The organism is Streptomyces sp. Root431, from assembly GCF_001426585.1.
Classification (GTDB): Bacteria; Actinomycetota; Actinomycetes; order Streptomycetales; family Streptomycetaceae; genus Streptomyces; species Streptomyces stackebrandtii.
The window spans coordinates 551,783-574,795 of the sequence record NZ_LMEI01000013.1 but is presented as its reverse complement, the minus strand read 5'-3'; the positions used below and the strand labels follow the sequence as shown (position 1 = coordinate 574,795).

Below are 23,013 nucleotides of genomic sequence, written 5' to 3'. Positions count from 1 at the left end.
CAAGAAGTGGGGATACGAGCTGCTTCGAGGGCGTGTGCCCTAGAAGGGAGGCTCGTCCGAGTAGCCGCCGCCGGAGTTCCCACCCCAGCCGCCGCCTCCGCCGCCCTGCTGGCCGCCGGAACCGCCGGAACCGCCAGAAGGAGCACCGGTCGCCCACGGGTCGTCGGCGGGAGCACCGCCACCACCCTGCGGGGCACCGCCGCCGGAGTTTCCACCCCAGCTGCCGCCACCCTGCTGCTGGCCACCGCCGCCGTAGCCGCCCTGACCACCGCGACCAGTGGTCTTGGTGACCTTGGCCGTGGCGTTCTTGAGGCTGGGGCCGACTTCCTCGACGTCCAGCTCGTAGACCGTGCGCTTGACGCCCTCACGGTCCTCATAGGACCGCTGCTTCAGCCGGCCCTGCACGACAACGCGCATGCCTCGCTGAAGCGACTCGGCGACGTTCTCCGCCGCCTGACGCCAGACCGAGCAGGTGAGGAAGAGGCTCTCGCCGTCCTTCCACTCGTTGGTCTGACGGTCGAAGGTGCGGGGGGTGGACGCGATACGGAACTTCGCGACCGCCGCACCGGACGGGGTGAAGCGCAGCTCGGGGTCGTCGACAAGATTGCCGACGACCGTGATGACGGTCTCGCCTGCCATGGGGGAACCTCTCGGCGGGATTGCTTCTGGCTGCTTGTAGCTACTCGAACCCGATGACCTCTGAGCTAGAAGCTCAGTGGGTCTCGGGGCGGAGGACCTTGGTCCGGAGGACCGACTCGTTCAGGTTCATCTGGCGGTCGAGCTCCTTGACGACCGCAGGCTCGGCCTGCAGGTCGATGACCGAGTAGATGCCCTCGGGCTTCTTCTTGATCTCGTACGAGAGACGACGACGGCCCCAGGTGTCGACCTTCTCGACCTTTCCGTTGCCCTCACGGACGACGGAGAGGAAGTTCTCGATCAGGGGGGCGACAGCGCGCTCCTCCAGATCGGGGTCGAGGATGACCATCACCTCGTAGTGACGCATGTGGAACCCACCTCCTTTGGACTCAGCGGCCACGGTCGTTCCGTGGCAGGAGGGTCGTGATGCGTAAGCAACGGTATCCGCCACCACTGACAATCCCCCTCGACGAACGAGGGGCACGGTCGGGATCCAGGACGGACCAGGGCAGACACCGGTGCAGACCGTACAGAGTACCTGCACATCGGCCTCCGGTTGAAATTCCCCGGTGAGGGGACGCAATCTGTACACATCGGATGTCGGCGGCGCTAAGATGCGCCGCCGTCCGGCAGGCACGCCAGGAGGTGCCCTCATGGCACAGGCAATGCGACCCGACCCGGCCACTCCCTCTTCGCGACCGACGGCAAGCCCCACCCCCTCCAGGACACGCTCCTCGGCGTGACGCTGGTGCTGGGAGTCCTCTCCTTCGTCACCGCCCAGTTCCACAACCTCCACCTGCTGACTTCCTGGGCGGGGCTCATCGGCATCCTGACCGGGGCGTACGGCCAATTCATCTCCGCCACGACCCGCGAGCGCTTCGCCCTGGTCGTCGGACTCGGCCTGGCCGGGGTGGGCTTCTACCTCGGCATGGCACACGGCGGACTCTTCGGGGGCGTCATCAGCTACTGAGTCCGGCGGCACGTCAGGGCGGGCCCAGCGGCACGTCAGGGCGCACACGCCCATCCGGGGCGCTCCCCGGTCACAGTAGGCTTCGGCGCGAGAGCCGGAGCCCCTGACCGATGGGGACACACCTGCCGAGGAGCGCCCCGCATGAGCCTGACCCTGAGGACCATCAGCCGTGAGCAGCATCTGGGATTCATCCAGAGCCAGCCCGCGGCGAGCCACTGCCAGGTCCCGGCGTGGGCTGATGTGAAGACCGAGTGGCGCTCGGAGAACCTCGGTTGGTTCGACAAGAACGGCGAGCTCGTCGGCGCCGGCCTGGTGCTCTACCGCCAGCTCCCGAAGATCAAGCGCTACCTCGCGTACCTGCCCGAGGGTCCGGTCATCAACTGGCACGCGCCGAACCTCGACGACTGGCTGCAGCCGATGCTGGCGCACCTCAAGCAGCAGGGCGCCTTCTCGGTGAAGATGGGCCCGCCCGTCGTCATCCGCCGCTGGGACGCCGCGGCCATCAAGTCCGGCATCCAGGACCCGGACGTGAAGCGCCTCAAGGACGTCGAGGCCACCCACATCGAGCCGCGCGCCTTCGAGGTCGCGGACCGGCTGCGGAAGATGGGCTGGCAGCAGGCCGAGGACGGCGGCGCCGGCTTCGGTGACGTCCAGCCCCGCTACGTCTTCCAGGTCCCCCTCGCGAACCGCTCGCTCGACGACGTCCTCAAGGGCTTCAACCAGCTGTGGCGCCGCAACATCAAGAAGGCCGAGAAGGCCGGCGTCGAGGTCGTCCAGGGCGGCTACGAGGACCTGGCCGAGTGGCAGCGGCTCTACGAGATCACGGCCGTCCGCGACCACTTCCGGCCGCGCCCGCTCTCGTACTTCCAGCGCATGTGGACCGTCCTCAACAACGAGGACCCCAACCGCATGCGGCTGTACTTCGCGCGCCACAACGGCGTGAACCTGTCCGCCGCGACCATGCTCGTCGTCGGCGGCCACGTCTGGTACTCCTACGGCGCCTCCGACAACATCGGACGCGAGGTCAGGCCCTCGAACGCGATGCAGTGGCGGATGCTGCGCGACGCCTACGCGATGGGCGCGACCGTCTACGACCTGCGGGGCATCTCGGACTCGCTCGACGAGACCGACCACCTCTTCGGGCTCATCCAGTTCAAGGTGGGCACGGGCGGCGAGGCCGTCGAGTACGTCGGCGAGTGGGACTTCCCGCTGAACAAGCTGCTGCACAAGGCGCTCGACATCTACATGTCCCGCCGCTGAGCGGCGTCGCTTCGGCGACTGTTCCGTAGTCTCGTACATATCTTTGATACACCGCTGCCACCAGAAAGGTTCCGGGCCGGCCATGGCGCTCTCCCTCTACGTCGACACCGCTCGCTGGCGCGCGCACCAGAAGACCGTCATCGACCAGTTCCCCGGTCTGATCCCGGTCTGCAAGGGCAACGGCTACGGCTTCGGGCACGAGCGCCTCGCCGACGAGGCCGCCCGCTTCGGCGCCGACATGCTCGCGGTCGGCACCACCTACGAAGCCGCGCGCATCAAGGACTGGTTCAGCGGCGACCTGCTGGTCCTCACCCCCTTCCGCCGGGGCGAGGAACCGGTTCCGCTGCCGGACCGGGTCATCCGCTCCGTGTCCTCCGTGGACGGCGTCCACGCCCTGGTGGGCGCCCGCGTCGTGATCGAGTGCATGAGCTCGATGAAGCGTCACGGCGTCCACGAGGAGGAGCTCCAGCAGCTCCACGCCGCCATCGAGGACGTACGCCTCGAAGGCTTCGCCCTCCACCTCCCGCTGGACCGCCCGGACGGCACCGACGCCGTCGAGGAGGTCATCGCCTGGATGGACCGGCTGCGGGCCGCCCGCCTGCCGCTGCACACCATGTTCGTGAGCCACCTGCGGGCCGAGGAGCAGGCCAGGCTCCAGCAGCAGTTCCCGCAGACCCGCTTCCGCGCGCGGATCGGCACCCGGCTCTGGCTGGGCGACCACGAGGCCACCGAGTACCGGGGCGCCGTCCTCGACGTGACCCGGGTCGCCAAGGGGGACCGGTTCGGCTACCGCCAGCAGAAGGCCGCGTCCGACGGCTGGCTGGTCGTCGTCGCCGGCGGCACCTCGCACGGCGTGGGCCTGGAGGCCCCCAAGGCGATGCACGGCGTCATGCCGCGCGCCAAGGGCGTCGCACGGGCCGGTCTGGCCACGGTCAACCGGAACCTGTCGCCGTTCGTCTGGGCGGGCAAGCAGCGCTGGTTCGCCGAGCCGCCGCACATGCAGGTGTCGATCCTGTTCGTGCCCTCCGACGCCACGGAGCCTCGCGTCGGCGACGAGCTGGTGGCGCATCTTCGCCACACCACGACGCAGTTCGACCGGCTCGTGGAGCGCTGAGCCGGCCGAGCACGTTCACCCCCGGGGGTCCGGACCCGTTTCCGGCTCTCCGGGGGTTTCTCGTTCTCCCGGGGTTTCCAGTTCTTCAGGAGTTTCTCGTTCTCCGGGCGTGCCCCACTCCACCCGCGGCCCCTCCACCGTCCGTGCGGCGTGCCGTGCCGGGTGCGCCGCCCTGCCCGTGACGAAGACGTCCTCCGCGCCGTCCAGGACGCCCCCCGAGGGGTCGTCCGAGCCGTCCTGCCGGACCGGGTCCTTCTCGGGCATGAGGATGTCGCGTACGACCATGACGCACAGGTACAGCGTGCCGAGCAGGTGCAGGACGATCGCGAACTGGTAGCCGTCGACCGGCAGTCCCTGCTTGTTGCCGCTGTTCATGAAGGCCAGGTACATCCAGATACTCAGGAAGTACATGACCTCGCACGCCTGCCAGATCAGGAAGTCGCGCCAGCGCGGCCGGGCGAGGGCCGCGAGCGGGACGAGCCACAGCACGTACTGCGGCGAGTAGACCTTGTTGGTCAGGACGAACGCGGCGACGATCAGGAAGGCCAGCTGGACGAAGCGGGGCCTGCGGGGGGCGTTGAGCGCCAGGAAGCCGAGGGCGACCACCGCGACCACCATCAGCATCAGCGCGTACAGGTTGGCCTTCTCCGGCGGGATCGACGTGCCCGTCCGCTGGCTGACCAGCAGCCAGACCGAACCGAAGTCGACGTTCCGGTCACGGCTGAAGAGGTAGAACTGCTTCCACCCCTCGGGAGCCATCAGCATCACGGGCAGGTTCACGACCAGCCACGCGCCCGCCGCGCCGAGCACGGCCGTCCCGTACTCCCGCCACTTCCCCGCGCGCCAGCAGAGCAGCAGCAGCGGGACGAGCAGCAGTATCGGGTAGAACTTCGCGGCCGTGGCCAGGCCGAGCAGGATGCCGAAGCCGAGCGGCCGGCCGCGCGACCACAGGAGGACGGCGGCGGACGTCAGGGCGACGGCCAGTATGTCCCAGTTGATCGTGGCGGTGAGCGCGATGGAGGGCGCCAGGGCGACCAGGAGACCGTCCCAGGGGCGGCGCCGGTGCGTCCGTGTCACGCAGACCGCGAGGACGGCCGCGCAGACCATCAGCATGCCAGCGTTGACCATCCAGAACGTCTGCTCGCGGTGGTCCATGGTGCCGCTGCCGGGCGTCAGCCAGGCCGCGACCTCCATGAAGAGGCCCGTCAGGACCGGGTACTCCAGGAACGGTATGTCGCCGGTCAGCCGGTCGAAGTAGGGCACCAGGCCGTCGGCGAACCCGCGTCCGGAGAAGAGGTGCGGGATGTCCGAGTAACAGGCGTGGGTGTACTGCGAGGTGGTGCCGCGGAACCAGGCCCAGTTGTAGCAGGGCAGTTTCTGCACCATGCCGAGGGCGAACATCCCGATGGCCACGAGGGCGATCACCCGCACCGGCGTGAACTGACCGCCGCCGATCAGGGCGCGGCGGCCGAAGGGGCCGCCGATCAGCTCGCTGCCCGCGGCGGCCACCTCGTCCCGATGGGTGGGGATGACCGCCGGCGGGCCCTGCGGCCGGTCCTGCGGCTCGCGCGTCTTCTGGAGGCTCGGCATGGGGGACATCCTGCCGTACGTCCCTGGGAAAGCGGCGAGGGCCGCCGCGTCCGGCCCGTACGGAAAGTACGGACGGACGCGACGGCCCTCGCTGCGTGCCCGGGTGAAGGCGCGGCCCGGGTCAGGGAGTCCAGACCCCGTTCCCGCCGCTTCCGCCGCCGGGCTTGCCGGTGGAGCCGCCCGGGTCCTCCGTCGTCGGGTCGCCGGTCGGTGTCGGCTCGTCCGTCGTGGTCGGCGGCGTGGTCGTGGGCTCACCGGTGTTGCCGCCCGGGTCGCCACCCGGGTTGTTGCAGTCCCAGTCGAAGACGTCACAGGTCGTCTTGTCCGGCTTCGGCGGCTTCGTCGCCGTCGTCGGGGGATTCGTCGTCGGCGTGGCCGGGGGAGTCGTCGTCGGTGCCGTCGTCGTCGGCGCGGCCGTGGTCTCCGTGGGCGTCGGGGTGGGCGTCGGCGACGGCGTCGGGCTGGTGGCTCCGCCGCCGAAGACCGGCTTGGCGTCGTCCAGCTTCTCGGGCTCCGGGAACTTCACGTCCGGCATGTCCGCGACGGCTTCCGTCATGTAGTCGTTCCAGATCTGCGACGGGAACGACGAACCGTGAATCGTGTCCTTGCCACCCGTGCCGTACATCTCCTCGAACTCGCGGTTCTTCTTCGACTCGTCGTCGTCGAAGCGGAACATGTCGATGGCGGTGGACAGCTGCGGGGTGTAGCCCACGAACCAGGCCGACTTGTTGCCGTCGGTCGTACCGGTCTTGCCGGCCACGGCACGGCCCGGGATCGCGGCCTTGCGGCCGGTGCCCTCCGGGTCCTCCACGACGGACCGGAGCACGTCGGTGACGTTGCTGGCGATGGCCGGCGAGAAGGCCTGCACGGTCTTGCTCTCGTGCTTGTAGACGGTCTTCCCGCCCTTGACCACCTTCGTCACGAAGAACGGGTCGTTCTGCTCTCCGTTGTTGGCGAAGGTCGCGTAGGCGCCCGCCATCCGGATGGCGCTCGGGCTGGAGATACCGAGGGAGAAGGAGGGCACCTCGCCCTTGACGAGCGAGTTCTCGCGCAGACCGGCACTGACCGCAGCCGCGCGGACCCTGTCGATGCCGATGTCCATGCCCAGCTGAACGTACGGCGAGTTGGCCGACTTGATCATGGCCCGACGAAGGGTCATGGAGCCGTAGCTCTCGTCGCCGTCATTGGTCTGGAGCCACTCCTCGCCCTTCTCGTTCTGCCAGATCTCGCCGTTGTACTCCCGGATCTTCAGACCGTTCTTGCCGGAGTAGCGGCTCTTGTCGGGGTCCACGATCGTGCGGGAGGCCGCGTCCTGGGTGGGACCGAGGTCCTTGTCCCGGACTCCGTCCTTCATCGCGGCGGCCAGCACGAAGGGCTTGAAGGTCGATCCGACCTGGGCACCGGTCTGGTCGGCGTTGTTGGTGAAGTGCTTCGTCGCGTTCTGGCCGCCGTAGATCGCGACGACCGCGCCGGTCTTCGCGTCGACGGAGGCACCGCCGAACTGGACGTGGGTGTCCTTCGTCGGCCGCTTCTTCGGGTCGATGTTCTCCTTGTAGACCCTCTGGACCGCCTTCTCGAGCTGGTTCACCTTCTTCTTGTCGAAGGTGGTGTAGATCTCGTAGCCGCCGCGCTCCAGCTCCTTGGTGCCGACCCCATCGGTGTTGCTGTTGATGTAGTTCGCCTTGGCCGAGCTGACGAGGTAGCCGATCTGGCCGGTCAGCGCCGCGTCCTGCTTGCGCTTCTGGACCTTGGGCAGCGTCGTGTACTTGGCGCGTTCCTCGGCCGTGATCTTGCCGTCCTTGACCATCTCGTCGAGGATCCAGCTCCACCGCTTGGTGGCACGGTCGAGGTTCTTCTCGGGCGTGGCCTCGGGGTCGATCTCCGGGTAGCCGGCCGGGTCGTAGTACGTCGCGCCCTTCAGCACCGCGGCGAGCAGCGCCGACTCACTGGCGTTGAGGTACTTGGCGTCCTTGTTGAAGTACGCGCGGGAGGCCGCCTGGATGCCGTAGGCACCACGCCCGTAGTACGACGTGTTCAGGTAGCCGGCCATGATCTGGCCCTTGCCCAGCTCGTTGCCGACCTTCATGGAGATGAAGAGTTCCTTCACCTTCCGGGTGAGGGTCTGCGACTGGTCGTTGAGCCGGTTGTTCTTCACGTACTGCTGGGTGATGGTCGAACCACCCTGGGTCTCGCCGCCCTTGGCCATGTTCCACACGGCGCGGCCCATGCCCATCGGGTCGATGCCCGAGTCGTCCCAGAAGGTCTTGTTCTCGGCCGAGACAACGGCCTCCTGCATGACCCGCGGGATCTGCTCGATGCCGACGATCTGCCGGTTGGTGCCGCTGCCGGTCGCGACCATGCGCGAGCCGTCGGCCCAGTAGTAGATGTTGTTCTGCGAGGTCGCGGAATCGTCCTGCTCAGGGATGCCGACCTGGGAGTACGCGAAGACCGCGCCGCCCATCAGCACACCGACGAACACCAGGAACGTGCCCGTCACGAGCTTCCACGACGGCATCCAGCGACGCCAGCCGTACTTGTCGTACCGCGGGTAGTCGATGATCCGCTTCTTGCCCGGCGGACGACCACCGGAGCCGCGCCCCGGACCACTGCCGCGACCGCCGCCACCACCGCCGCCACCGCGCCGTCCTCCACCGGGACCGGCGGGACCACCAGGGCCCCCGGGGCCGGCTTCGGCACCCTTTCGGCGGCCGCCGCGCTGCGCGGCCCGTCGGGCCTCCGCGCGGCCGCCGTAGGGCCGCGGCTCCTCCCCATGGGAAGAAGGCGGCCCGTACGAGGCCGAAGGGGCCCCCCTACCGACGACATCCTGGGCCGGGGCCGACCTGCGGCCCACCGGCTGCTGGGCAGCGCGTCGTGCCGCCGCGCGGCCACCGGTCGGCGGCTCCTGCGGCGGCATTCTGCGACGATGCTCGCTCATCGAACGACTACTCCTCGGGCAGGCGCGTACGCCTGGAAGCGGCAGTTGAGTTCCGGTCCCCCCGAAATGCGCACGGACGGAACCCCATCGGAGGTCCCTCCGGAACGCAGCCGGTCACCCGCAGCACTGACGCCCCACGGCATCGCTTGGTTCCCGGTGGTCTGCATGCCGCACAGACTACGCACGACCAAAACCCACGTAGGGCCGGAGTTCACCCCAAATCAGGCAAGTCGATCCCTGTGAATTGACGATGTGACGCCGGTCACGGCGGTCCCACTTGTCGGGACAGTGCGGCCGTTCTATCGTGCTGATGTATCGAGTCGATACATCAGCACGGCATAAGGGTCCCGAGAAGCGGAGGAGGCGACGGATGAGCAGGCGCTCAGGCATCCTCGAGTTCGCCGTTCTCGGCCTGCTCCGCGAGGCCCCGATGCACGGGTACGAGCTGCGGAAGCGCCTCAACACCTCGCTGGGGGTCTTCCGGGCCTTCAGCTACGGGACGCTGTATCCCTGCCTCAAGACGCTGGTCGCCAACGGCTGGTTGATCGAGGAGCCGGGCAGCGCCCCCGAGGAGGCGCTCGCCGCTTCACTCGCAGGACGCCGGGCCAAGATCGTCTACCGGTTGACACCGGAAGGTAAGGAGCACTTCGAGGAGCTCCTCACCCACACCGGCCCCGACGCCTGGGAGGACGAGCACTTCGCCGCCCGCTTCGCCTTCTTCGGCCAGACCGAGCGCGAAGTACGGATGCGGGTGCTCGAAGGCCGCCGCAGCCGACTGGAGGAGCGCCTGGAGAAGATGCGCGCCTCCCTGGCCCGGACCCGCGAGCGACTCGACGACTACACACTTGAGCTGCAGCGCCACGGCATGGAGTCCGTGGAGCGCGAAGTGCGCTGGCTGAACGAGCTCATCGAGAGCGAGAGGGCGGGACGGGATCAGCGATCCGGCCCCGACGCCCCCGCTCTGCACGACAACGATTCTGGAGAAACGGGCGGCCTGCCCCGGCACGGGGGCAGTACCCGGCCGGATCCGTCCGACGACACCGCCAAGTGAAACCCTGCACACAGCAGGGCTTCCACGATCACAACAGGGAGCAACCGGAAATGGGTTCGGTTCGCGTAGCCATCGTCGGCGTGGGCAACTGCGCCGCCTCGCTGGTCCAGGGCGTCGAGTACTACAAGGACGCCGACCCGGCGGCCAAGGTGCCCGGCCTGATGCACGTCCAGTTCGGCGACTACCACGTCGGTGACGTCGAGTTCGTCGCCGCCTTCGACGTCGACGCGAAGAAGGTCGGCCTCGACCTCTCCGACGCCATCGGCGCCAGCGAGAACAACACCATCAAGATCTGCGACGTCCCGAACGCGGGCGTCACGGTCCAGCGCGGTCACACGCTCGACGGTCTCGGTAAGTACTACCGCATGACCATCGAGGAGTCCGCCGAGGAGCCGGTCGACGTCGTCCAGGTCCTCAAGGACCGCCAGGTCGACGTTCTCGTCTGCTACCTGCCCGTGGGCTCCGAGGCCGCTGCGAAGTTCTACGCGCAGTGCGCCATCGACGCCAAGGTCGCGTTCGTCAACGCTCTCCCGGTCTTCATCGCCGGCACCAAGGAGTGGGCGGACAAGTTCACCGAGGCGGGCGTCCCGATCGTCGGCGACGACATCAAGTCGCAGGTCGGCGCCACCATCACGCACCGCGTGATGGCGAAGCTGTTCGAGGACCGCGGTGTCCGTCTTGAGCGCACCATGCAGCTCAACGTCGGCGGCAACATGGACTTCAAGAACATGCTCGAGCGCGACCGCCTCGAGTCCAAGAAGATCTCGAAGACGCAGGCCGTCACCTCGCAGATCCCGGACCGCGAGCTGGGCGAGAAGAACGTCCACATCGGCCCGTCGGACTACGTGGCCTGGCTGGACGACCGCAAGTGGGCGTACGTGCGCCTCGAGGGCCGCGCCTTCGGTGACGTTCCGCTGAACCTGGAGTACAAGCTCGAGGTCTGGGACTCCCCGAACTCCGCGGGTGTCATCATCGACGCCCTGCGCGCCGCGAAGATCGCCAAGGACCGCGGCATCGGCGGCCCCATCCTCTCCGCGTCGAGCTACTTCATGAAGAGCCCGCCGGTGCAGTACTTCGACGACGAGGCCCTGGCCAACGTCGAGAAGTTCATCAAGGGTGAGGTCGAGCGCTAAGCGCCCGCCACGCTTGTCGAAGAGGGTCCCCGCGGCGCTGCCCGGGGGCCCTCTTCGTATGTGAGTCTTGCTGCCATGTCCGTCGTACGTGATCTGCGCGTACTCCTGCGCCTGACGAACTTCCGCCGCCTGCTCGCCGTCCGGCTGCTCTCGCAGTGCGCCGACGGCGTCTACCAGGTGGCCCTCGCCACGTACGTCGTCTTCTCCCCCGAGAAGCAGACCTCGCCCACCGCCATCGCCTCCGCCATGGCCGTACTCCTGCTCCCGTACTCGCTGGTCGGACCCTTCGCCGGAGTCTTCCTCGACCGCTGGCAGCGCCGCCAGGTCTTCCTGTACGGGAACCTCCTGCGGGCCCTGCTCGCCTGCGGGACCGCCGTCCTCGTCGTCGCCTCCGTCCCCGACTGGCTCTTCTACGCCTCCGCCCTCTCCGTCACGGCGGTCAACCGCTTCGTGCTCGCGGGACTCTCGGCCGCGCTCCCCCGCGTCGTCGACGAGGAGCGACTGGTCGTGGCGAATTCGCTCTCCCCTACGGCCGGCACGCTCGCCGCGACTGTCGGGGGCGGTCTGGCCTTCGGCGTCCGACTGATCGCCGACAACTCCGACGCGGTCGTGGTGGCCTTCGGCGCCGCCCTCTACCTCCTGGCCGCCCTCGCCTCCCTGCGGATCCCCCAGGGGCTCCTCGGACCCGACTCCACGGTCACCCCGCAGCGGCTCACCTCCGCCCTGGCCTCCACGGCCCGCGGGCTGGCCGAGGGACTGCGACACCTCGCCGAACGACGGCCGGCCGCGCGAGCGCTGACCGCGGTCGCGCTGATGCGCTTCTGCTACGGCGCCCTGCTCGTCACCGTGCTGATGCTCAGCCGCTACGCCTGGAGCACCACGGAGTCCGAGGGTCTCGGCCTCCTGGGGATCGCCGTCGCCGCTTCGGGCGCCGGGTTCTTCGCGGCCGCCGTCCTCTCCCCCTGGGCGGTGGGGCGACTGGGCCCCTTCGGCTGGATGACCCTCTGCGCCGGGCTCGCCGCCGTCCTGGTGCCGACGCTCGGTCTGTTCTTCGACCCCGCGCCCTTCCTCGTCGCCGCCTTCGTCCTCGGGCTCATCACCCAGGGAGCCAAGATCGCGACGGACACGGTGGTGCAGACGACGGTGGACGACGCTTACCGGGGACGGGTCTTCTCCCTCTACGACGTGCTGTTCAACGTCGCCTTCGTCGGCGCTGCCGGTGTCGCGGCGCTGGTGCTGCCGCCGGACGGTCGCTCTCCGCTGCTGGTCGTTCTGGTTGCCGTGGTCTACGCGGCGATCGCGCTGGCGCTGCGAAGGGAACGCACGGAGGGGTGATGTTTCACGTGAAACACCACCCCTCCACAGCACCGCTGTCTCGGCCCCGATCGGGCGGGTGTTTCACGTGAAACATCGACCCGATCGACCCGGCTCGTCTCAGTCGCGCGCCGCCCACCACTCCTTGAGCGCCGCGATCGCCTGGTCGTGCTCCATCGGGCCGTTCTCCAGCCGGAGCTCCAGCAGGAACTTGTACGCCTGGCCAATGGCCGGACCGGGCCCGATGCCGAGGATCTCCTGGATCTGGTTGCCGTCCAGGTCCGGACGGATCGCGTCCAGCTCCTCCTGCTCCTGGAGCTGGGCGATGCGCTCCTCCAGGCCGTCATAGGTGCGGGAGAGCGCCGCAGCCTTGCGCTTGTTGCGCGTGGTGCAGTCCGAGCGGGTCAGCTTGTGGAGTCGCGAGAGCAGCGGCCCGGCGTCCCGGACGTAGCGGCGCACGGCCGAGTCGGTCCACTCGCCGTCCCCGTAACCGTGGAAGCGGAGGTGCAGCTCGACCAGCCGCGAGACGTCCTTGATCATCTCGTTGGAGTACTTCAGCGCGGTCATGCGCTTCTTGGTCATCTTCGCGCCCACCACCTCGTGGTGGTGGAACGAGACCCGGCCGTCCTTCTCGAAGCGACGGGTGCGCGGCTTGCCGATGTCGTGGAGCAGGGCCGCGAGGCGCAGCACCAGGTCGGGGCCGTCCTCCTCCAGGTCGATGGCCTGCTCGAGCACGATCAGCGAGTGCTCGTAGACGTCCTTGTGCCGGTGGTGCTCGTCGCTCTCCAGGCGCAGCGCGGGCAGCTCGGGCAGCACGTGGTCGGCGAGACCCGTGTCCACGAGCAGGCCGAGGCCCTTCCGGGGGTGGGCCGCGAGCAGCAGCTTGTTGAGCTCTTCCCTGACGCGCTCCGCGGAGACGATCTCGATCCGGCCGGACATCTCGCGCATCGCCGTGACGACCTCGGGTGCCACCTCGAAGTCGAGCTGCGCGGCGAAACGCGCGGCCCGCATCATGCGCAGGGGGTCGTCGGAGAAGGACTCCTCGGGCGTGCCCGGCGTGCGCAGGACCCGGGCGGCGAGGTCTTCGAGACCGCCGTACGGATCGATGAACTCCTTCTCGGGGAGAGCCACGGCCATGGCGTTGACGGTGAAGTCACGCCGGACGAGGTCCTGGTCGATGGAGTCGCCGTAGGAGACCTCGGGCTTCCGCGAGGTCCGGTCGTACGCCTCGGAGCGGTACGTGGTGACCTCGATCTCAAAACGCTGGTCGACGTCTCCGACGCGGGCGTCCTTCTGGCAGCCGACCGTCCCGAAGGCGATCCCGACCTCCCAGACGGCGTCGGCCCAGGGGCGGACGATCTTCAGGACGTCCTCGGGGCGGGCGTCGGTGGTGAAGTCAAGGTCGTTGCCGAGCCGGCCGAGCAGGGCATCCCGTACCGAGCCGCCGACCAGCGCGAGGCTGAACCCGGCCTCCTGGAAACGGCGGGCAAGGTCGTCGGCGACAGGGGACACACGCAGCAGTTCGCTGACCGCGCGGCGTTGCACCTGGCTCAGTGCGGTCGGGGTGTCTTCGTTGGCGTTCGGCACAACAGAAAAGGGTACGTGCCCCGGTCCACCGCGGCGTCCCCGTTTTGCCCTGGGCAGGGCACACGGCCCCATCGGCTGGAGCAGTCCCCGGCACTTGCCCCCAGCGTGCCTCGTTACCATGCCTGGACACAGCAACCGGGAACCATCGACACCACTGGCACCACAGACAACGACGAGGATGGGCGAACGCGTGGGCGAGGCGGCAGACATTCAGGGAACCGGTCCCTCACCTGCCCGCCGATGGCTGCGGCGCACCATCACGGTCGCCGTCGGCGCGCCGCTCCTCGCCGGTCTGCTCCAGGCCCCGACCGTCGCACCGGCGGCCGCCGCCGAGGACGGGACCGTCTCCAAGACCGTCGATGTGTCCCTCGACACGCTGTCCCCGAGCGCACCCGTGGAAGGTGACACCGTCACCGTCTCGGGGACGGTCACCAACCGGGGAAAGAAGACCATCACCGACGCGACCGTGGATCTGCGGGTCGGCCCGATGATGACGAGCCGCAGCGAGATCGACCAGGTGTCGGGCCGCACCGGGTACCGGAACGACAGCGACCCCGCACCGCTCGACGAGGCCCCCTCCGTCGAAATCCCTCGCCTCGGCGCCGGGCTCAGCGCGGACTTCTCCCTCTCGATCCCGGTCTCCGATCTCGGCCTCGACGAGTCGGGTGTCTACCAGCTGGGTGTCTCGCTCACCGGCCAGACCTCGGACCAGCGCTACGACCGGGTGCTCGGCATCGAGCGGACCTTCCTGCCGTACCAGCCGGAAGCCACCGAGAAGAAGACCCAGCTCACCTACCTCTGGCCGCTGATCTCCTCGTCCCACGTCTCCGCGGAGACGGCCACCGACGACCAGCAGACCCCGGTCTTCGAGGACGACGCCCTGGCCGCCGAGCTGCGTCCCGGCGGCCGTCTGGAGCAGATGGTCTCGCTGGGCAAGGACCTGCCGGTGACCTGGGTGATCGACCCTGATCTGCTGGCCACCGTCGACGCCATGGCCAACGGCTACCGCGTCAAGGACGGCACGGTCCACGTCCCTGGCAAGAACAAGGCCGTGGCCGAGCAGTGGCTGAACGCCCTGGAGACGGCGGTGCAGGGGCACAAGGTCGTCGCGCTGCCGTTCGCCGACCCCGACCTCGCCTCCCTGGCCCATCGCGGCAAGGACGTCCCCGGCTCCCTGGGACACCTCCAGTCGGCCACCTCGCTGGCGGCCACGACCGTGGAGACCGTCCTCCACGTCCAGCCGTCCACCGACTTCGCCTGGCCCGTGGAAGGGGCAGTCGACCCCTCGATCGTGGCCGTCGCCACCTCGGCCGGTGCCAACAAGGTCATCGCCCGCAGCGACAGCGTCCGTGACGACCTCTCCTACACGCCGACGGCGGCCCGTCCCCTCGGCAACGGCAGCACCACCGCCGTGGTGAGCGACGAGCTCCTGTCCACCGCCTTCGAGGGCGACATGGTCCGCACGGAGAACTCCACCCTCGCGGTCCAGGAGTTCCTCGCGCAGTCGCTCGCGATCACCCTCGAACAGCCGGAGCAGCAGCGCAGCGTCGTGGTCGCCCCGCAGCGGGTACCGAGCGTCTCCCAGGCGCAGACGATGGCGACCGCCCTGCGGGGGCTGTCCGCCCGGCGCTGGACCACGCCGATCGACCTGCCCGCGGCCGCCGCGGCGAAACCGGACCCGGACGCGTCCACCACCGTGCCCAGCGGCTCCCGGTACCCGAAGCAGCTGCGCGACCGGGAACTGACCGTCCAGACCTTCCGTGACATGAAGACCACCCGCGACGAGCTGGACGACTTCAAGGTCGTCCTGACCGTCCCGGACCGGGTCGTGGTGCCCGTCGGCAACGCGATCAACCGCGAGATGTCCACTTCCTGGCGCGGCCAGGCCAGAGCGGCCGCGGTCTACCGGAACGACGTCCTGCAGTACCTCCAGGACCTCTCCGAGGGCATCCAGCTGGTCGACAAGTCCGACCTCACCCTGTCCGGCCGCAGCGCGACGATCCCCGTGACCGTCCAGAACCAGCTGCTGCAGGGCGTGGACGATCTGGTGCTGCGCCTCACCTCCAGCAACAAGAGCCGGCTGGAGCTGAACGGCGAGCGCTATGCCGAGCTCCCCGTGAAGATCAACGCCGGGCACAGCCAGTCGGTGAAGTTCCCGGTCTCGGCCAACGTCAACGGCCAGGTGCCGATGACGGCCCAGCTCTACACCGTGGACGGCACCCCGTACGGTCAGCCGATGACCTTCAACGTGAAGGTCTCCGAGATCACCGCCACGGTGATGCTCGTGATCGCCGGCGGTGTGCTGCTCCTCGTCCTCGCCGGAGTGCGGATGTACAGCCAGCGCAAGCGGGTCGCCGCCAGGAAGGCCGAGACGGAGGCCGAAGGGGCCGAGGAATCCGGTGCCGAGGCCGCGCAGGCCGAGGCGAGCACCGGGACGGAGCCGGGACCGGCGCCGGAGGACGTCGAGGGCGACGAACCCGAGCAGCCGAGTGACCCGACGCCGGACACCGGGTCCGAAAGCGGTGACCCGTCGGGCCCGGGTGAGAAAGTGGACCGTTGAGCGATGTCGTGGCCGGTCGGCCGGGGACGATGAGGTGGGGTAACCATGAACGCGCCGTACGACGGTGACCGCGGCCAGGGCGCGGGCGGCACCTCGCCGTCCGGTGGGACCCCCGCGGCACCCCCCGGTTCCGGGTACCCACCGGTGCCGCCCTCCCCTCAGCAGGGCGTGCCCGACCCGCACGGGCAGGACCCCTACGCACAGCAGCAGAACCCGTACGCCCAGGACCCCTACGTCCAGGACGCCTTCGCCCACGACCCGTACCGGGCCCAGGACCTCTCCGCACAGGACCCGGTGACCGAGGCGCTCTACGACCGCGCCGCGCACCCGCCGCCCCCGCCCGGCACCTACCAGGAGCCCCAGCCGCTCTACCAGCAGCCCGCCGCGCCCCAGCACGCTCCGGACCCCCGCGTGTGGGCGCAGACCCCGGCACCCGAGCCCGAAGGCCCCTCGCGTCACCTGCCGTACGGCGACGACGCCCGCACGGTGCAGTTCACCGGTGTCGACGACCTGGTGACCCGCGCGGGCGAGGAGCAGCCCGAGCCGGACGCGTTCGCGCACCTCTACCGGGACCAGCAGACGCCCGGCCAGGTGCCCCCGCCTGCCACGGAGCCGGACCCCATGCCCGTCCCCGCCCCCGCGCCGAAGACGTCAGGCCGCGCCTCCGGGCTGCTCAAGTCGAGCGCCGTGATGGCGGCCGGCACCCTGGTCTCCCGGCTCACCGGCTTCGTCCGCAGCCTGGTGATCACCGGTGCGCTCGGTGCCGCACTGCTCGGTGACACCTTCACCATCGCGTACACCCTGCCGACGATGATCTACATCCTCACCGTCGGCGGCGGCCTCAACTCGGTCTTCGTCCCGCAGCTCGTCCGCTCCATGAAGAACGACGAGGACGGCGGCGAGGCCTACGCCAACCGCCTGCTCACCCTTGTGATGGTGGCGCTCGGCCTGATCGTGGTGGCGGCCGTCCTCGCCGCGCCGATCCTGGTCCGGTTGATGTCGAACACGATCGCCGACGACGCCGCGGCCAACAGCGTGGCCGTGACCTTCGCCCGCTACTGCCTGCCCACGATCTTCTTCATGGGCGTGCACGTCGTGATGGGCCAGATCCTCAACGCCCGCGGCAAGTTCGGCGCGATGATGTGGACGCCGGTCCTCAACAACATCGTCATGATCGTCACGTTCGGCCTGTTCATCTGGGTCTACGGCACCTCCGCCGAGTCCCACATGGGCGTCCAGACCATTCCTGACGAGGGCATCCGCCTGCTCGGCATCGGCACCCTCCTCGGCCTCGTCGTGCAGGCCCTGGCGATGATCCCGTACCTCCGCGAGACGGGCTTCCGCTTCCGGCCCCGCTTCGACTGGAAGGGCCACGGCCTCGGCAAGACGGTGAAGCTCGCCAAGTGGACCGTCCTCTTCGTCCTCGCCAACCAGGCGGGCGTCCTGGTCGTGACCCAGCTCGCCACGGCCGCCGGCCAGGAGTCGGGGAAGAACGGCGCCGGCTTCCTCGCCTACTCGAACGCCCAGCTGATCTGGGGCATGCCGCAGGCCATCATCACCGTCTCCGTCATGGCCGCGCTGCTGCCGCGGATCTCCCGCGCCGCCCACGACAACGACCCCGGCGCCGTCCGCGACGACATCTCGCAGGGCCTGCGCAACTCGGCCGTCGCGATCGTCCCGGTCGCCTTCGCCTTCCTCGCGCTCGGTGTCCCGATGTGTACCCTGCTCTACGCCTCCAGCGGCGTCCAGGCCGCCCAGGGCATGGGCTTCATCCTGATGGCCTTCGGACTCGGCCTGATCCCCTACTCCGTCCAGTACGTCGTGCTCCGCGGCTTCTACGCCTACGAGGACACCCGGACGCCCTTCTACAACACGGTCATCGTCGCCGCCGTGAACGCGGCCGCCTCGGCCCTCTGCTACGTCCTCCTGCCCGCGCAGTGGGCCGTCGTCGGCATGGCCGCCTCCTACGGGCTGGCCTACGCCGTCGGCGTCGGCATCGCCTGGCGCCGTCTGCGCAACCGCCTCGGCGGCGACCTGGACGGCACCCACGTCATGCGGACCTACGCGCGACTCTGCATGGCCTCCGTGCCTGCCGCGATCGTCGCCGGCGCCGTCGGCTTCGGACTGCTGAAGCTCCTGGGCGAAGGCGCCCTGGGCTCCCTCGTCGCCTTGGTCGTCGGCGGAGCCGTCCTCCTGGGTGTCTTCTTCGTCGCGGCCAAGCGCATGCGGATCGCCGAACTGAACACCCTGGTCGGGATGGTGCGGGGACGCCTGGGACGCTAAATCGGCAACCCCGCACAACCATCGGCGGGGACCGCGTGTCGTGCATAGCGTCGGACTGTGGGCACAATTGGCATGGCTGTTGGAAGTGGCGCAACGGATGGGGAGGCAGGACGACGGTGGCGGAACGTAGCACGGCTGCCGTCGACGTGGCCGACAACAGCGGTGACGACCCGCTGACCGCCAAGGCGGACAAGGCCGCGACCGACGGGGTGGCGGAAACGCAGAAGACGGCGGAGATGACCGCCGAAGCCACGGAGAACAAGGCGGTCGAACGACAGAGCGGCGAACAGCCCTCCATGACGGCACCCGAACTGCACAGCGGCCACAAGCTGGCCAGACGGTACCGGCTGGAGGAGTGCGTCACCCGACTGGACGGCTTCAGCAGTTGGCGTGCCGTCGACGAGAAGCTGCGCCGCGCCGTCGGGGTCCACCTCCTGCCGGCCGACCACCCCCGGGCCCGCTCCGTCCTGGCCGCGGCCCGTTCGGCAGCGCTGCTCGGCGACCCCCGGTTCGTCCAGGTCCTCGACGCCGTCGAGGAGAACGACCTCGTGTACGTCGTGCACGAGTGGCTGCCCGATTCCACCGAGCTGACCGCGCTGCTCGCGACCGGCCCGATGGAGGCGCACGACGCCTACCAGCTCGTCAGCCAGGTCTCGCAGGCCATGGCCGCCGCCCACCGCGAGGGACTCGCGCACCTCCGGCTCACCCCGAGCGCCGTCCTGCGCAGCTCCACGGGCCAGTACCGGATCCGCGGCCTCGCCGTGAACGCCGCCCTGCGCGGCATCACCGCCGAGCGCCCGCAGCGCACCGACACCGAGGCCATCGGCGCCCTGCTGTACGCCGCGCTCACGCAGCGCTGGCCGTACGACAGCGACGCCTACGGGCTCTCCGGCCTCCCCAAGGGTGTGGGGCTCCTCCCGCCCGACCAGGTCCGGGCCGGGGTCCACCGCGGCCTCTCCGAGATCGCCATGCGGGCCCTCGCCAACGACGGCGCGACCGCCTCGCGCCAGGAACCGCCCTGCACGACCCCGGACGAGCTCGCCAAGGCCGTGGCCGCGATGCCCCGCGTCAAGCCGCCGGAGCCGGAGTTCCCCACCCCGCCCGACTACCAGCGCACGACGTACCAGCAGGGCACCTACGGCCGCCCCCAGGCACATCCCGCCGTCACCCAGCCGGTCATGGTGCCGCCCGCCCCGCTCCAGAGCCGCACCGGCACCGCGCTGAAGTGGGCCGTCTCGGCCCTCCTGATCGCCGCCCTGGGCCTCGGCAGCTGGCAGATCGCCGACCGGCTGCTCGACCAGGAGCCGACCACCAAGACGCCGGTCACGTCCCCCACGGTCGACGAGAAGCCCAAGCCGCTCAAGCCGATCCCCATCGTGTCCGCCCAGGACTTCGACCCGCTGGGCAACGGTTCCGAGAAGCCCCACGCCATAGACCTCGCCTACGACGGTGACCCCAGCACCTTCTGGTACACCGAGAACTACCGCGGTGTCGGCTTCGCCAACCTGAAGTCAGGTGTCGGCCTGATCCTCGACCTGGGCACGGCCCAGGAGATCAGCTCGGTCGACCTGTCGTTCGTGGGCCACACCTCGGTGGAACTCCGCACCGCGCCCGCCGACGCCTCTTCCGCACCCTCCACGCCCGACGCTTTCACGACCCAGGCGGACGGATCGGGCAGCAACGTGACCCTGAAGCCCACCAAGCCGGTCACGACCCGCTACGTTCTGGTCTGGCTGACGGAACTCCCCTCCAACGACGGGGGATACCGCGGCAAGCTGACCGAGATCAAGATCTTGGGCTGATCACCGCACGGGGAGGGGCTCACCGTTGGACGCTCCGATAGACGAGACCACAGGCGACCAGGAGCTTTTGGAGCGCCATGTCGCCGGGGATCCGGACGCCTTCAGTGAGCTCGTGCGGCGTCACCGCGACCGGCTCTGGGCGGTGGCCCTGCGGACCCTGGGGGACCGCGAGGAGGCCGCCGACGCCCTCCAGGACGCCCTGCTGTCCGCGTTCCGGGCCGCCCACACCTTCCGGGGTCAGTCGGCCGTCACGACCTGGCTCCACCGCATCACGGTGAACGCCTGCCTCGACCGCGCCCGCAAGGCCGCCTCCCGCCGCACCTCACCCGTCGACGACACCGACCGCTTCGAGCAGCTCCTCGACCCGCACGAGTCCGCCGAGGCGCCCGTGGAGCGCCAGGATCTGCACCGGCAGGTCCTCGCGGCGCTCGCACTGATCCCTGCGGACCAGCGCGCCGCGCTCATCCTCGTCGACATGCAGGGATACCCCGTCGCGGAGGCGGCACGTATCCTCGGCGTTCCCACCGGAACCGTGAAAAGCCGCTGCGCACGAGGGCGGTCACGCCTGCTCCCGATGGTCACTCATCTGCGCACCGACACGGTGGGTAACGAGGCCGCCGAAGGGGGAAGGAACCGGACGCCGGGGACATCCGTCCCACCGGTGCCGGGGCCGACGAATACCGGACCGACAGATCCAGCTGCTGTGAAGGGCGGAGGTGGGCGCGCGTGACTTCCACGACCGGCAATGCCGACACGACACAGCACCCGGACGTCTCGGAGATCTCCGATCTGACCGAGGGGCTCCTGTCACCGAGCCGCTCCGCAGCCGTACGCCGCCATCTGGACGGCTGTCCCCTCTGCGCCGACGTACGGACCTCCCTGGAGGAGATCCGGGGCCTCCTGGGCACGCTGCCCGGACCGCCCCGCATGCCCGCCGAGATCGCCGGCCGGATCGACGCCGCGCTCGCCGCCGAAGCCCTCCTCCAGGCCACCGCGCCGGAGAACGGCAGCCCCGTTTCACGTGAAACATCGCGTCCCCGCAGCGAGCCGCTCCCCTCCGGTGCGCCTTCCCCTGCCGCGGAGCGCCCTGCCGGCCGGCCGACTGCGGCCACCGGCCCCGGCCGCCCCGGAAAGCCCCGCCGGCGCCGGATCGCCCTCGTCTCCACCCTCGGCGCCGCCTTCGCCGCCGCCGTCCTCGGTACGAGCCTCCTCCTCAGCCAGGGCAGCGGCCCGACCCTCGGGAGCGCGGACGGCTCCACAAAGGCCGACGCCCGCAGTGTGGCCACGAGCCCCTTCTCCGGGACACCGGTCGAGGAACGCGTCCACACGCTCCTCGGTGAGCAGAGCAGTGCGGCCAAGACCCCTCAGGGAATCGGTCCCGAGTCGATGTCCGCCGCCGAGGGAACGACCAGTAGCCCCCAGCGCAACAGGGACATCGCCGTCCCCGGCTGTGTCCTGGCCGGCACCGGCCGTACCGACGCCGTGCTCGCCCACGAGCGGGGCGAGTACCAGGGGAATCCCGCCTATCTGCTCGTCCTGACCGACCCCACGGACAGCACCCGGGTCCAGGCCTTCGTCCTCGACGCCTCCTGCGCCGACCTGCCCACGAGCACCGGAAGCCCCGCAGCCGAGCTTCTGCTCAGCGAGACCTATCCGCGCTCCTGATCTCGCTCGGCAACTCGGCCACGTGCCGCGCGGCCATCTCGGGAATGCATCCCCCGTAGGATCCGTTGGGTGGGGTGAGAGTGACCGAGACAACCGCCCCCGTAGGCAGTGGCAGTCTGCAGAGACGAGGAAGCAACCCGTGAGCGACGTCCGTAACGTGATCATTATCGGCTCGGGGCCCGCGGGTTACACCGCTGCGCTCTACACGGCCCGAGCGTCGCTGAACCCCCTGGTCTTCGAGGGCGCCGTCACCGCTGGTGGCGCCCTGATGAACACGACCGAGGTCGAGAACTTCCCCGGTTTCCGTGACGGCATCATGGGCCCGGACCTGATGGACAACATGCGGGCCCAGGCCGAGCGCTTCGGCGCCGAGCTGGTCCCCGACGACGTCATCGCCGTGGACCTGACCGGCGACATCAAGACCGTCACCGACACCGCCGGCACGGTGCACCGCGCCAAGGCCGTCATCGTCACCACGGGCTCCCAGCACCGCAAGCTCGGCCTCCCCAACGAGGACGCGCTCTCGGGCCGCGGTGTCTCCTGGTGCGCCACCTGCGACGGGTTCTTCTTCAAGGACCACGACATCGCCGTCGTCGGCGGCGGCGACACCGCGATCGAGGAGGCCACCTTCCTCTCGCGCTTCGCCAAGTCCGTCACGATCGTCCACCGCCGCGACACCCTGCGTGCCTCCAAGGCCATGCAGGAGCGCGCCTTCGCCGACCCGAAGATTTCCTTCGCCTGGGACAGCGAGGTCACCGAGATCCACGGCGAGCAGAAGCTCAGCGGTCTGACCCTGCGCGACACCAAGACCGGCGCGACCCGCCAGCTGCCCGTCACCGGCCTCTTCATCGCCGTGGGCCACGACCCGCGCACCGAGCTCTTCAAGGGCCAGCTGGAGCTGGACGACGAGGGCTACCTGAAGGTGGCCGCGCCGTCGACCCGTACGAACCTCACGGGCGTCTTCGGTGCGGGCGACGTCGTCGACCACACCTACCGTCAGGCCATCACGGCCGCCGGTACCGGCTGCTCCGCCGCGCTCGACGCCGAGCGCTTCCTGGCCGCCCTCGCCGACAGCGAGAAGCTGGCCGAGACCCCCGCGGTCTGACCCTCGCT

General features: G+C 69.6%; 16 protein-coding genes and 1 pseudogene. 12 read left to right on the top strand and 5 right to left on the bottom strand.

From position 1 onward, the window contains the following. Positions 1-39: 39 nt before the first annotated feature. Both ASC82_RS28035 and rpsF read right to left on the bottom strand, forming a co-directional pair. A complete protein-coding gene (locus tag ASC82_RS28035; protein WP_056653712.1) occupies positions 40-639 on the bottom strand; it encodes a single-stranded DNA-binding protein in 600 nt (199 codons plus the stop codon). A 73-nt stretch (positions 640-712) separates the two neighbouring features. After that, positions 713-1,003 carry a 30S ribosomal protein S6 gene (gene rpsF / locus ASC82_RS28030; protein WP_005482942.1) on the bottom strand — a complete coding sequence of 97 codons (291 nt, stop codon included), beginning with the start codon at positions 1,001-1,003 and terminating at the stop codon, positions 713-715. Positions 1,004-1,289: 286 nt separating this feature from the next. On the opposite strand from rpsF, the pseudogene ASC82_RS28025 reads away from it, so the two are divergent. From ASC82_RS28025 to ASC82_RS28015, 3 genes and pseudogenes are all read left to right on the top strand, one after another. Further along, a pseudogene (locus ASC82_RS28025) lies at positions 1,290-1,606 on the top strand (hypothetical protein). Between the two features lie 141 nt (positions 1,607-1,747). Beyond that, positions 1,748-2,866, top strand: a complete 1,119-nt coding sequence (locus ASC82_RS28020) for a peptidoglycan bridge formation glycyltransferase FemA/FemB family protein (RefSeq protein WP_024760417.1) — start codon at positions 1,748-1,750, stop codon at positions 2,864-2,866. A gap of 82 nt (positions 2,867-2,948) precedes the next feature. Next, positions 2,949-3,980: an alanine racemase gene (locus tag ASC82_RS28015; protein ID WP_024760416.1), complete on the top strand. Its 1,032-nt coding sequence runs from the start codon at positions 2,949-2,951 to the stop codon at positions 3,978-3,980. 15 nt (positions 3,981-3,995) lie between these two features. Here ASC82_RS28015 and ASC82_RS28010 read toward each other — a convergent pair whose 3' ends face one another. Further along, the gene (locus tag ASC82_RS28010) at positions 3,996-5,570 is read right to left on the bottom strand and encodes a glycosyltransferase 87 family protein (RefSeq protein WP_079039524.1); all 1,575 of its coding nucleotides are present in this window, start codon (positions 5,568-5,570) and stop codon (positions 3,996-3,998) included. Between the two features lie 121 nt (positions 5,571-5,691). Then, positions 5,692-8,505 (bottom strand): transglycosylase domain-containing protein, encoded by a 2,814-nt coding sequence (locus tag ASC82_RS28005; protein ID WP_199862621.1) that lies wholly within the window; start codon positions 8,503-8,505, stop codon positions 5,692-5,694. Positions 8,506-8,875: 370 nt separating this feature from the next. On the opposite strand from ASC82_RS28005, the gene ASC82_RS28000 reads away from it, so the two are divergent. The 3 genes from ASC82_RS28000 to ASC82_RS27990 all read left to right on the top strand — a co-directional run bounded on the left by ASC82_RS28000 (position 8,876) and on the right by ASC82_RS27990 (position 12,024). Then, entirely contained in the window at positions 8,876-9,556 is a 681-nt protein-coding gene (locus tag ASC82_RS28000) for a PadR family transcriptional regulator (protein ID WP_024760413.1), read from the top strand. Positions 9,557-9,606: 50 nt separating this feature from the next. Then, positions 9,607-10,689 (top strand): inositol-3-phosphate synthase, encoded by a 1,083-nt coding sequence (locus ASC82_RS27995; RefSeq protein ID WP_056653705.1) that lies wholly within the window; start codon positions 9,607-9,609, stop codon positions 10,687-10,689. A gap of 75 nt (positions 10,690-10,764) precedes the next feature. After that, entirely contained in the window at positions 10,765-12,024 is a 1,260-nt protein-coding gene (locus ASC82_RS27990) for an MFS transporter (protein WP_056653702.1), read from the top strand. A 99-nt stretch (positions 12,025-12,123) separates the two neighbouring features. On the opposite strand, the gene ASC82_RS27985 is transcribed toward ASC82_RS27990, so the two are convergent. Next, entirely contained in the window at positions 12,124-13,590 is a 1,467-nt protein-coding gene (locus tag ASC82_RS27985) for a CCA tRNA nucleotidyltransferase (RefSeq protein WP_199862620.1), read from the bottom strand. 190 nt (positions 13,591-13,780) lie between these two features. Here ASC82_RS27985 and ASC82_RS27980 point away from each other — a divergent pair, with 190 nt between their 5' ends. The 6 genes from ASC82_RS27980 to trxB all read left to right on the top strand — a co-directional run bounded on the left by ASC82_RS27980 (position 13,781) and on the right by trxB (position 23,005). Continuing rightward, positions 13,781-16,150 (top strand): DUF6049 family protein, encoded by a 2,370-nt coding sequence (locus ASC82_RS27980; protein WP_056654358.1) that lies wholly within the window; start codon positions 13,781-13,783, stop codon positions 16,148-16,150. Between the two features lie 45 nt (positions 16,151-16,195). Beyond that, entirely contained in the window at positions 16,196-18,433 is a 2,238-nt protein-coding gene (murJ, locus tag ASC82_RS27975) for a murein biosynthesis integral membrane protein MurJ (RefSeq protein WP_056653699.1), read from the top strand. Positions 18,434-18,549: 116 nt separating this feature from the next. Next, positions 18,550-20,235: a protein kinase family protein gene (locus ASC82_RS27970; protein WP_056653697.1), complete on the top strand. Its 1,686-nt coding sequence runs from the start codon at positions 18,550-18,552 to the stop codon at positions 20,233-20,235. 25 nt (positions 20,236-20,260) lie between these two features. After that, entirely contained in the window at positions 20,261-20,965 is a 705-nt protein-coding gene (gene sigM, locus ASC82_RS27965; RefSeq protein WP_107105988.1) for an RNA polymerase sigma factor SigM, read from the top strand. Continuing rightward, entirely contained in the window at positions 20,962-21,900 is a 939-nt protein-coding gene (locus ASC82_RS27960; protein WP_056653693.1) for an anti-sigma factor, read from the top strand. Before sigM ends, ASC82_RS27960 begins: the two co-directional genes overlap by 4 nt. 139 nt (positions 21,901-22,039) lie before the next feature. Then, positions 22,040-23,005: a thioredoxin-disulfide reductase gene (gene trxB, locus ASC82_RS27955; protein WP_056653690.1), complete on the top strand. Its 966-nt coding sequence runs from the start codon at positions 22,040-22,042 to the stop codon at positions 23,003-23,005. The last annotated feature ends 8 nt before the right edge of the window (positions 23,006-23,013 follow it).

Bases quoted from the DNA above. Each gene is read 5' to 3' on its own strand.
- ASC82_RS27990 (WP_056653702.1), top strand. From the start codon at position 10,765: ATGTCCGTCGTACGTGATCTGCGCGTACTCCTGCGCCTGACGAACTTC.
- ASC82_RS28005 (WP_199862621.1), bottom strand. From the start codon at position 8,505: ATGAGCGAGCATCGTCGCAGAATGCCGCCGCAGGAGCCGCCGACCGGT.
- ASC82_RS28035 (WP_056653712.1), bottom strand. From the start codon at position 639: ATGGCAGGCGAGACCGTCATCACGGTCGTCGGCAATCTTGTCGACGAC.
- rpsF (WP_005482942.1), bottom strand. From the start codon at position 1,003: ATGCGTCACTACGAGGTGATGGTCATCCTCGACCCCGATCTGGAGGAG.
- ASC82_RS28015 (WP_024760416.1), top strand. From the start codon at position 2,949: ATGGCGCTCTCCCTCTACGTCGACACCGCTCGCTGGCGCGCGCACCAG.
- ASC82_RS28000 (WP_024760413.1), top strand. From the start codon at position 8,876: ATGAGCAGGCGCTCAGGCATCCTCGAGTTCGCCGTTCTCGGCCTGCTC.
- ASC82_RS28010 (WP_079039524.1), bottom strand. From the start codon at position 5,570: ATGCCGAGCCTCCAGAAGACGCGCGAGCCGCAGGACCGGCCGCAGGGC.
- ASC82_RS28020 (WP_024760417.1), top strand. From the start codon at position 1,748: ATGAGCCTGACCCTGAGGACCATCAGCCGTGAGCAGCATCTGGGATTC.
- ASC82_RS27995 (WP_056653705.1), top strand. From the start codon at position 9,607: ATGGGTTCGGTTCGCGTAGCCATCGTCGGCGTGGGCAACTGCGCCGCC.
- murJ (WP_056653699.1), top strand. From the start codon at position 16,196: ATGAACGCGCCGTACGACGGTGACCGCGGCCAGGGCGCGGGCGGCACC.